Source organism: Pseudomonas sp. PA-6-3C (assembly GCF_021605825.1).
Classification (GTDB): domain Bacteria; phylum Pseudomonadota; class Gammaproteobacteria; order Pseudomonadales; family Pseudomonadaceae; genus Aquipseudomonas; species Aquipseudomonas edaphica.
In genome coordinates, this window is sequence record NZ_WKDV01000082.1 from 1 (window position 1) to 10,035 (window position 10,035).

General features: G+C 59.7%; 11 protein-coding genes and 1 tRNA gene. 9 read left to right on the plus strand and 3 right to left on the minus strand.

All coding sequences use genetic code 11. The features are described from left to right. Positions 1-888, plus strand: an 888-nt coding sequence (locus GIW48_RS29315; protein WP_329607292.1) for an alpha/beta hydrolase family protein, incomplete at its 5' end; no start/stop codon positions are given. Between the two features lie 72 nt (positions 889-960). Next, positions 961-1,374, plus strand: a complete 414-nt coding sequence (locus tag GIW48_RS29320; RefSeq protein WP_186617977.1) for a hypothetical protein — start codon at positions 961-963, stop codon at positions 1,372-1,374. 145 nt (positions 1,375-1,519) lie between these two features. Here GIW48_RS29320 and gabP read toward each other — a convergent pair whose 3' ends face one another. Continuing rightward, positions 1,520-2,911 (minus strand): GABA permease, encoded by a 1,392-nt coding sequence (gene gabP, locus GIW48_RS29325; protein ID WP_099549508.1) that lies wholly within the window; start codon positions 2,909-2,911, stop codon positions 1,520-1,522. A gap of 554 nt (positions 2,912-3,465) precedes the next feature. Between gabP and GIW48_RS29330 the strand changes: the two genes are divergently transcribed. The 5 genes from GIW48_RS29330 to GIW48_RS29350 all read left to right on the plus strand — a co-directional run bounded on the left by GIW48_RS29330 (position 3,466) and on the right by GIW48_RS29350 (position 7,674). Continuing rightward, on the plus strand, positions 3,466-4,239 hold the full coding sequence (locus GIW48_RS29330; protein WP_017138656.1) for an ABC transporter ATP-binding protein: 774 nt from the start codon (positions 3,466-3,468) through the stop codon (positions 4,237-4,239). Positions 4,240-4,252: 13 nt separating this feature from the next. Further along, positions 4,253-5,005 (plus strand): ABC transporter substrate-binding protein, encoded by a 753-nt coding sequence (locus GIW48_RS29335; RefSeq protein ID WP_017138657.1) that lies wholly within the window; start codon positions 4,253-4,255, stop codon positions 5,003-5,005. Positions 5,006-5,082: 77 nt separating this feature from the next. After that, positions 5,083-5,778, plus strand: coding sequence for an ABC transporter permease (locus GIW48_RS29340; RefSeq protein ID WP_017138658.1), 696 nt, complete (start codon positions 5,083-5,085; stop codon positions 5,776-5,778). A gap of 38 nt (positions 5,779-5,816) precedes the next feature. Next, positions 5,817-6,506, plus strand: a complete 690-nt coding sequence (locus GIW48_RS29345; RefSeq protein ID WP_026013808.1) for an ABC transporter permease — start codon at positions 5,817-5,819, stop codon at positions 6,504-6,506. After that, positions 6,487-7,674: a methyltransferase gene (locus tag GIW48_RS29350; protein ID WP_236462898.1), complete on the plus strand. Its 1,188-nt coding sequence runs from the start codon at positions 6,487-6,489 to the stop codon at positions 7,672-7,674. Before GIW48_RS29345 ends, GIW48_RS29350 begins: the two co-directional genes overlap by 20 nt. Before the next feature lie 241 nt (positions 7,675-7,915). On the opposite strand, the gene bcsQ is transcribed toward GIW48_RS29350, so the two are convergent. After that, on the minus strand, positions 7,916-8,815 hold the full coding sequence (bcsQ, locus tag GIW48_RS29355; RefSeq protein WP_236446701.1) for a cellulose biosynthesis protein BcsQ: 900 nt from the start codon (positions 8,813-8,815) through the stop codon (positions 7,916-7,918). A 247-nt stretch (positions 8,816-9,062) separates the two neighbouring features. Beyond that, positions 9,063-9,227 (minus strand): hypothetical protein, encoded by a 165-nt coding sequence (locus GIW48_RS29360; RefSeq protein WP_236462894.1) that lies wholly within the window; start codon positions 9,225-9,227, stop codon positions 9,063-9,065. A 310-nt stretch (positions 9,228-9,537) separates the two neighbouring features. Between GIW48_RS29360 and GIW48_RS29365 the strand changes: the two genes are divergently transcribed. Both GIW48_RS29365 and GIW48_RS29370 read left to right on the plus strand, forming a co-directional pair. Beyond that, positions 9,538-9,771, plus strand: coding sequence for a DUF2790 domain-containing protein (locus GIW48_RS29365; RefSeq protein ID WP_099549510.1), 234 nt, complete (start codon positions 9,538-9,540; stop codon positions 9,769-9,771). Between the two features lie 127 nt (positions 9,772-9,898). Next, positions 9,899-9,974 (plus strand) — tRNA-Thr (locus GIW48_RS29370). Positions 9,975-10,035 lie beyond the last annotated feature (61 nt).

Genomic DNA, 10,035 nt, shown 5'->3' on the forward strand with positions numbered 1-10,035 from the left:
GCCCCACAAACATTCTGCGAGCCCGCTGCCGACGGCTACCCAATCGGCGGCTTCACCTGGCGCCACCCGCGCACCGACTTCGAACGCCCGGTCGTCATCATCAACGCCGCCACCTCGGTCCGCTGCCGCCACTATTCACGCTTCGCCGACTACCTGTTTGCCAACGGCTTCGACGTGATCACCTACGACTACCGTGGCATCGGCGAATCCCGCAGCGGCGCGTTGCGAGGCTTCAAGGCGTCGTGGTCAGATTGGGGCGTGCTGGATTTCGAGGCGATGCTGCAGCGCGCACAGCGGGAGTTTCCGGGGCAGCCGATTGATGTGGTCGGCCACAGTTTCGGCGGGTGCGCGGCAGGGCTCGGTGCTTGCGGCGCAGTGATTCGGCGCATCGTCACGGTCGGCGCGCAGTTTGCGTACTGGCGCGATTACGCGGCGAGCGGGCGCTGGCGCATGTTTGCCAAGTGGCATGTGGTGATGCCGCTGGTGACGGCCCTGTGCGGCTACTTCCCCGGCAAGCGCATGGGCTGGCTGGAGGACACGCCGGCAGGCGTGGTGCGCGACTGGAGCATGTCGACACCGCGCTATGAAACGCGCCCCAGCGGGCGCGGCCTGGGCGAGCTGCCTTTTTCTCGAGTGAAGGCGCAGTTGCTGGCCATTAGCATCACCGACGACCCTTTTGGGACTGTGGCGGCTATTGAGCGACTGCTGGGCTATTTTGAAAACAGCGCGCGCACTCACCTGCGAATTGCGCCCGATGACATCGGCGAAAAAGCCGTCGGGCATTTCGCCTTCTTTCGCAGTGAATATCAGGACCGGTTGTGGCCGATTGCGCTGGGATGGCTGCAGAAAGGCGAATTGGCGCCCGGCACACCCGGCGTGCGCGTCTAGATTTCCTTGGGATTTCCCCCAACCTGCGCTTCAATACCCCACCCCGATTAAGAACCCAAGGACGTTGAGCCCATGGCCTCGCCGAACAAGCAGCAAAAACGTGCCCACCGGGCCAAGGCCAAGGCCAAGCAAAACCGCAGCCAGCGCGCCGTCGCGACCAAGCCGGATGCGTTCGCTGGCGACGACAGCCGCATTGACCTTGAGTCGGTGGATTTGACCGAGTTGTTCGTCGAGATGCGCGCAGCCGGCGAGAGCAGCCAGCAGGCGTTGTGTGCGGCATTCCTGGCGCACCCACTGTTGGCCGTGGTGCTGGAGCAGGAAGGCGAAGAAGACGCGACAGATTTTATCCTGGCGGCGCTGATCGAGTATCGCCAGTGGGCGACGGACACCGAGGATGAAGCAGCGGCGCTGGCGTGGATTGAATCCCCGCAGTTCCAGGCCGATTACGTGGCGGCATCCCAGGCGCTGGCCAACTCCCAGGACTGATACACAACACAATGTGGGAGCGGGCTTGCCCGCGATGGCGGTGTATCAGGCGAAGAATTTATCCACTGCCAGCCCGTCATCGCGGGCAAGCCCGCTCCCACACTTTTTTTGAACTGCGGCGCACTGCGCACCGCAGTTCATCACATCAATTGAGCACCGCAGCGCCTACCTTCTGCGCCTTGCGGCGGCTCGCCACGATCAGCCCAGCCAGCACTACCAACAAGCTCAGAATACCGGTTGCGATGATCTCGACGCGGTGGGCTTCCTGGAACAGCATGATGGTCAACGTGCCGACGATGAACACCATCACCGCGTAGGTCAGGCCGGGGAACAGCCACATCTTGAAGACAATCTTCTCGCCCGCTGCCGTGCGTTTCTGGCGCATGCGCAGTTGCGACACGGCGATCACCAGGTACACCAGCAGTGCAATGGCGCCGGAGCTGGCCAGCAGGAATTCGAACACTGCAGCTGGCGCCACATAGTTGGCGAATACCGCCAGGAACGCAGCGCCGGTCGACAGCAACACTGCCCAGTAAGGCGTGCCGCTTTTGTTGGTGCGCTTGGCCACGGCCGGTGCATCACCGCGACGGCCCAGGGAGAACAGCATGCGCGAGGCGGTGTACAGCGCCGAGTTGAGGCAGCTGGTCACGGCTACCAATACCACCAGGTCGACGATCAGCTTGGCATTCGGGATGCCCATGCGTTCCAGCACGGTCTGGTAGGAACCTACCGCCGCCAGGGTCGGATCGTTCCATGGCACCAGGGACACCACGATGAAGATCGACAGCAGGTAGAACAAACCAATCCGCCAGATCACCGAGTTGGTGGCCTTGGTGATTTGCTGGCCAGGGTTCTTCGATTCGGCCGCTGCAATGGTAACGATCTCGGTACCCATGAACGAGAACATGGTGGTCAGGATCGCCGCCAATACCGCGCCCATGCCATTAGGCATGAAGCCCTGGGTGTCGAACAGGTGCGAAACACCGCTGACCTGGCTGGTCGGCAGGAAGCCGAAGATCGCCGCGAGGCCAAGGATCACAAAGGCTACGATCGCCACGACTTTGATCAGCGCAAACCAGAACTCGAACTCGCCGTAGTTCTTCACGCTGAACAGGTTAGTGGCCGTGAGCAGCAAGGTGATGATCAGGGTAAACGCCCAGATCGCCACATCGGGGAACCAGGCATGCAGGATGGTCGCGGCGGCGTTGGCTTCCAGTGGAATCACCAGCACCCAGAACCACCAGTACAACCAGCCGATGGTGAAACCGGCCCAGTGACCGATCGCACGGTCGGCATAGGTGGAGAACGAACCGGTGTCCGGGGAGGCCACGGCCATTTCGGCGAGCATGCGCATCACCAACACCACCAGCGTGCCCGCAGCGGCGTAAGCCAGCAGCACGGCGGGGCCGGCGGCAGCAATCGCGTGGCCGGAGCCGACAAACAAACCGGCACCAATAACGCCGGCAATCGACAGCATGGTGACGTGACGCGGTTTGAGCCCCTGTTCGAGGTCATTGGAGCTTTGCGTACTACTCATTGACACACCTTTGCGAGGAATTGCGAAAACGGTCCGCCCGGCCTGCGATCCTTCTCGTGAAAAGAAACCAACGGGGCGTTCTTTATTTTTTACGCAAGATTTGCGCCAAAATATTACAGAGCCACGATTGACGCGGGCTGTAGGACAATTCATTAGCTCACGCAAGTCGTTGAGAACTATGGCATTCCGCTATAGCGTTACCGTGCGACCCAACTGCGACACGAAAATACGCACCAAAAACACACACAAAAAGTACGTGACGCTCCATAAAAGGGCTGATAAGGACCGTTTGCCCGGTTAACCCTTCCAACACCCGGCCAAAGCTGGCACCATCGCGCCCTTTTTTACGCGAAGCCTGTGGATTTATCGGGTTCAGACGTCTGTAGGTTGTTGATAGCGCGACACGCTGCTGTGCCGATGCGACACCTTGCCGCAGACCACCCGTTAACCGTCCGCAGCGCTGTTGGCTGCCATCCGAACGCTATGCTAGCTTGGCGCCTCGCCAGGAAGGCGGCCCAACAGCAAGAATGCACTGAACACAATGAGGACCGCACATGGCTGAGGCCGCGCCCGCGCTTGAAATCCGCAACTTGCATAAACGCTATGGTGAGCTGGAGGTACTCAAAGGTATCTCGCTGACCGCCCGCGACGGCGACGTGATCTCGATCCTGGGTTCCTCCGGTTCCGGCAAGTCCACCTTTTTGCGTTGCATCAACCTGCTGGAAAACCCGCATCAGGGCCAGATCCTGGTGGCCGGTGAAGAGCTCAAGCTAAAAGCCGCGAAAAACGGCGAGCTGATGGCCGCCGACGGCAAACAGATCAACCGCCTGCGCAGCGAAATCGGTTTTGTGTTTCAAAACTTTAACCTGTGGCCGCACATGAGCATCCTCGACAACATCATCGAGGCGCCCCGCCGTGTGCTCGGCCAGAGCAAGGCCGAAGCGATAGAAGTGGCCGAAGCCCTGCTGGCCAAGGTCGGCATCAGCGACAAGCGCCACGCCTACCCGGCGCAACTGTCCGGCGGCCAGCAACAACGCGCGGCCATAGCGCGCACCCTGGCCATGCAGCCCAAGGTCATCCTGTTCGACGAGCCGACATCGGCGCTTGACCCGGAAATGGTCCAGGAAGTACTTAATGTGATCCGCGCGCTGGCCGAAGAAGGCCGCACCATGCTGCTGGTCACTCATGAAATGGGCTTTGCCCGTCAGGTTTCCAGTGAAGTGGTGTTCCTGCACCAGGGCCTGGTCGAAGAGCAAGGATCGCCACAGCAGGTGTTTGAAAACCCGCTTTCGGCGCGCTGCAAACAATTCATGTCCAGCAACCGCTAACGGAGCAACATGCATGCAGAACTATAAAAAATTCCTTCTGGCCGCGGCCGTTTCGATGGCGTTCAGCGCCACGGCCATGGCAGAAACCTTGAAAATGGGGATCGAAGCGGCCTACCCGCCCTTCAACAATAAAGACGCCAGCGGCAACGTCGTGGGCTTTGACAAAGACATCGGCGACGCCCTGTGCGCCAAGATGAAAGTCGAAAAATGCGAAGTGTATGTGTCTGATTGGGACGGCATCATCCCAGCCCTGAACGCGAAGAAGTTCGACTTCCTGGTGTCTTCGCTGTCGATCACCGATGAGCGCAAGCAAGCCGTCGACTTCACCGACCCGTACTACTCCAACAAGCTGCAATTCATCGCACCTAAAGCCACAGCCGACTTCAAGACCGACGCCGGTTACCTGAAAGGCAAGATCATCGGTGCACAGCGCGCAACGCTGGCCGGTACTTACCTGGAAGACAAGCTGCCGGACACCACCGCCAAGCTCTACGACACCCAAGAAAACGCCTACCTCGACCTGACTTCCGGCCGTTTGGACGGGATTCTCGCCGACAAGTACGTGCAGTACGAATGGCTCAAGAGCAAAGACGGTTCGGCCTATGAGTTCAAAGGCGACCCGGTGGTAGAAAGCGACAAGATCGGTATCGCCGTACGCAAGGGCGACCCGCTGCGCGAGCGCCTGAACAAAGCCCTGGCAGAGATCAAGGCAGACGGCACCTACAAGAAGATCAACGACAAGTACTTCCCGTTCAGCATCGAATGATCTGAATGGCCTGACCGGCGCGCTTCTATAAGTAGCGCGCCGGCTTTCAGCAATGCCTGCCGCGATATGAAAACACCATGAATTTCGATCTCTACGGATTCGGCCCGGCGCTTGCCGCTGGCGCGCTGATGACCGTCAAACTGGCGCTCACGGCCCTGTGCCTGGGGCTGGTGCTCGGCCTTGCCGGCGCCTTGGCCAAGACTTCACCGTACAAGCCGTTGCAATGGCTGGGCGGTGCATACTCGACCATCGTTCGTGGCATTCCCGAGCTGTTGTGGGTGCTGCTGATTTACTTCGGCACCGTCAACCTGATGCGTGCCCTGGGCGAGTTTTTCGGTAACCCCGACCTTTCTCTCAGTGCCTTTGCCGCCGGGGTTATCGCCCTGGGCCTGTGCTTTGGCGCCTACGCCACGGAAGTGTTCCGTGGCGCGATTCTCGCCATTCCCAAAGGCCACCGCGAAGCCGGTGTGGCGCTGGGCCTGTCGAAGGTGCGGATTTTCACCCGCTTGATCATGCCGCAGATGTGGCGCATCGCCCTGCCGGGCCTGGGCAACCTGTTCATGATCCTGATGAAAGACACCGCGCTGGTGTCGGTGATCGGCCTTGAAGAAATCATGCGTCACGCACAAATCGGCGTGACCGTGACCAAGCAGCCGTTCACCTTCTTTATGGTGGCAGCCTTCATGTACCTGGGCCTCACCGTGCTGGCCATGACCGGCATGTACTTCCTGGAAAAACGCGCCGCCCGCGGCTTTGCAAGGAGCACCCAATGAGCGGTGACTACAGCTGGCTGTCGCACTTCGACCTGGGCTTGAACTGGGCCGTGATCATCAAGTGGCTGCCCAAACTGGCCCAAGGCGCAACCCTGACCCTGGAACTGGTGGCCATCGCCGTGATCGCCGGCCTGCTGCTGGCGATTCCGCTGGGTATCGCGCGCTCCTCGCGCCGCTGGTACGTGAGCGCCCTGCCCTACGCCTATATTTTCTTCTTCCGTGGCACGCCGCTGCTGGTGCAGTTGTTCCTGGTTTATTACGGCCTGGCACAGTTCGATGCCGTGCGTGAGAGCTTCATGTGGCCGTACCTGCGCGATCCGTTCTGGTGCGCCACGGCCACCATGACCTTGCACACCGCCGCCTATATCGCCGAGATCCTGCGCGGCGCTATCCAGGCCATCCCGCCGGGTGAGATCGAAGCGGCGCGCGCCCTGGGCATGTCCAAACCCAAGACGCTGTTCTACATCATCCTGCCGCGTGCCTCGCGCATTGGCCTGCCGGCGTACAGCAACGAAGTGATCCTGATGCTCAAGGCCAGCGCCCTGGCCAGCACCGTCACCCTGCTGGAACTGACCGGCATGGCGCGCACCATCATCGCCCGCACCTACCTGCCGGTGGAGATCTTCTTCGCCGCCGGGCTGTTCTACCTGCTGATGGCCTACATCCTGGTGCGGGGCTTCAAACTGCTCGAACGCTGGCTGCGCGTCGATGCTTGCCAGGGACGTTGAGGCTCGCTTTGCGGCGCTGGATGCGTTTCTAATCGAGCACCAAGGGCTGTGGCGACCACGGCCCTTTACGCACTTGCACTTACCCTGGGAACACCAGCACCCCGAGCTGGCCCAATGGCTGCGCCAGCGCTCGCTGGCCGATGCCGAAGCCAGTCACAACCACCCCTATGACCTGCCGGCGCCTGCGCCATTTCCACAGCTGGCTTTTCAGGCAGCGCAGCTCAGCGCTGTGGATAAGTTACCCGCACACAGGCTGGAGCCTGCCCGCCATCGCCTGAACGTGGATGTGCCAGGGCGTAAATGGCAGCAAATTGAAGCGTTCGGCGCCGCGCTGAAGTTTGCCGCAACACCCAAGCATTGGCTGGACTGGTGCGCCGGTAAAGGCCACCTCGGCCGGCGCTTGCTGCAACCTGGCCAACAGCTGACCTGCCTCGAATACGACCCTACGCTGATCGCCTCGGGCCAGGCCTTGAGCGACCATCACGGCCTGGCTGTCACCCATCGCCTGCAAGACGTGATGGCCGATGTGGCGATCAGTGCCGAGCACACGCCCGTCGCCTTACACGCCTGCGGCGATCTGCATGTGCGGCTGTTGCACGTGGCCAGCGCGACGGGCTGCAAGCAGCTCGCGCTGGCACCTTGCTGCTATAACCGCATCGGCGCCGAGCGCTATCAGGCCTTGTCGACCGCCGGGCGCGCCTCGCAACTACAGCTTTCGGTCGATGACCTGGGGTTACCGCTGAGCGAAACCGTCACCGCCGGTAATCGCGTGCGCCAGCAACGGGACACGTCCATGGCCCGGCGCCTGGGTTTCGATCAGTTGCAACGCCAGCTGCGTGGCAGCGACGAGTACCTGCCCACGCCGTCCCTGCCTGCCAGTTGGCTGGACAAACCCTTCGCTGACTACTGCCGGGAACTGGCGCGTCTCAAGGATTTATCCACAGGTGAACATGATTGGGCGGCGCTGGAGGCACACGGCTGGCGGCGCTTGGCCGAGGTGCGCAACCTGGAGTTGGTCAGAGGATTGTTTCGGCGGCCGCTGGAACTGTGGCTGGTCTTGGATCGCGCGCTGTTCTTGAAAGAACAGGGCTACAAGGTTGAGATAGGCACCTTCTGCGAACCTACGCTAACGCCGCGCAACTTGATGGTGCTGGCGGAGCGCGATTAAAGGGCGAAACTTCCTACACGCGCCCTGTGGATAACTCTGTTGATGAATTCTTTACAGAGGCCGTAGCCATCAGCGCTACAGACCAAAACCCACCCTGGTCATTTTTTGTTCACAAAATAAAACGCACACAAAACAGGCAGTTGCAGCGTGTTGAGAACGGCTCCACAAAATGGCTGTTTCGTGACAGGCCCGACCAACCGATTGTGCATAAGCATCTGGCGCTAACTGCATAAAGCGCGATTTATGCGGTTCTTTTCGGTGCTTTCAGCACGCGACAAATCTCGTTGATATCGTCGCCAGCCAGCCGCTTTGTAGCGTTATCCAACGGGTCGGCCGCAAACGCCAACGCTTCGTTGATCGCCATATCGCGGTGCATCTCCAGCGGCGCTTTGCCCAGCCGCTGTTTGAACGCCTCCAGCATGTCCAGGCTAAAGGCGTTGCTCTCATCCACTTGGTTGACCACCACATGCACCACCGGCGGGCGTTCACCCTCAAGGTGCGGCGCGAGCAATCCATCCAAATGATCAAGGGTACCCAGGCAGGCGGCGTCGGCCTGGGTGATAACCAGCACCACATCGGCCACGCTCAGCGCTTGATGGGAGTAAACGTTGTTACCGGCGGGCGTATCGATGATCACCGTCTGCCGCTCGCTCAAGCCCAGGGCCGCCAGGCGCTGCGCCAACCAGCTGGGTTCATGTTTGAGCCAGCGCTCGAGGCTTTCCTGCTGCTCAATGTCGATATCGCCAAAGGTTATGACCTGGCAACCGGCAAAGCCAAGCTGCTGCAGCGGGCTCCACTGCCCATGCTCCAGGCTGGTACGGCCGATACCCGGCAATGTCGCACTGAAGCCAAAGTGATGGTGCAAGGCATTCTGCGGGTCCAGGTCCAGCGCCACCACCGATTCGCCATGGCGCTGCAAACCGCTGCTCAACGCTGTCGCCAGAGTGCTGCGGCCGACACCACCATTGATCGACACCAACGCCACCACTTTGGGGCGCAGCGCTGCTGGATGAGTCGATTGGGAATGGGTGTTTTCGTTAGCGGGCACACTGCCAAAAACGTGCATGCGTGCATTGATGCCTTCGGCATCATGGCTGACGTTCTTGCCGAACAACGTCAACAGCTCTTCGCTAAGGCTCATGGGCAGCTCCTCACGACGCAGCTAAAGACGTGAAGGTCGGCAAGCAGGCACTTACCGCAGGTCTTATTATGGGCGTCTTAGTGAGGCATTCTGTGTCACACGCAGGCAGGTGTCATTATTCTGGTGTTTTAACTGATCATTTTTTAGACAAACGGTAAATAGTCAATTTAATGGCTATTTCTAGGCAAATGCATCCGAAAGCTCAACGCACGGCATAACGCAGTTACATCCTGGCAGCCGCCGCTATTCAACGCGGGGTCAAACGTGTCGCGCCCATAGGCCTGCGCCGCCCCGCAAGGTACGGCGCGAGCACCTCGTCCATCTTGGCCAAACGGCGAAACGAAGCGGCCAGGCGCTTGGCGAGAAATGCCTGGTCCTGGCCGAGCCAGCGATTAAGGCTTTGCTGCTGCACAGCATCGGTTTCACCAAAGGTGGCCAGCCGGCAAACCCGCGCTTGGGCAACGCCTGCCAGATTTGAAGATGAGCTTAATCACGCCATTTTTATGGCTGTTCTTTTGCCAGGAGATATACATCTATAAAACAACGCACTAGGCGATCACTGTGTGTTTTTCAACCAATACAAGCTCGCCGTTCGTATCAACAAGTACATAGACCCCCACACCATACACAACGAAACAAAACCTGCCCTGCGCGACACAGCCCGGATACCTCCCCGGCATTCAATGGCCTCACCCCACCATTGCTCCTCAGAGGCCATCACCATGAACACCAACAACTGGAAAACCCTAATCGCCGCCAGCCTGCTTGGCTTGACCTTCACCGCCCATGCCGAGGCAAGTCATAAGCCGGATATCCAACGGGTGCTGTCGACCACCGAAGACACCCGCTCGGGATGCGGCGTGGTGAACGCACGCATGACCTACCTGGACTCTAAAGGCGAGACGCAGGTGTTGGCGTACATGAAATTTACCGACCAGTGTGGCGACGGCAATTGAGTCGGATTTGAGGCTCCCGAGGGTAAGAAAAAGCAGCGAGCGTAAAAAAACCTTGGTTTCTGCAAAAATAGTCAGAATTCAGGGGTTTACAGAAGCTTGGCAATCGCTATAATCGTCGCCCTAACACGCCGGTATAGCTCAGTTGGTAGAGCAACTGACTTGTAATCAGTAGGTCCCGGGTTCGACTCCTGGTGCCGGCACCATATAAGACGAAGCCCTCACAGAAATGTGAGGGCTTTGTTGTTTCTGGGTTATTTATATCCT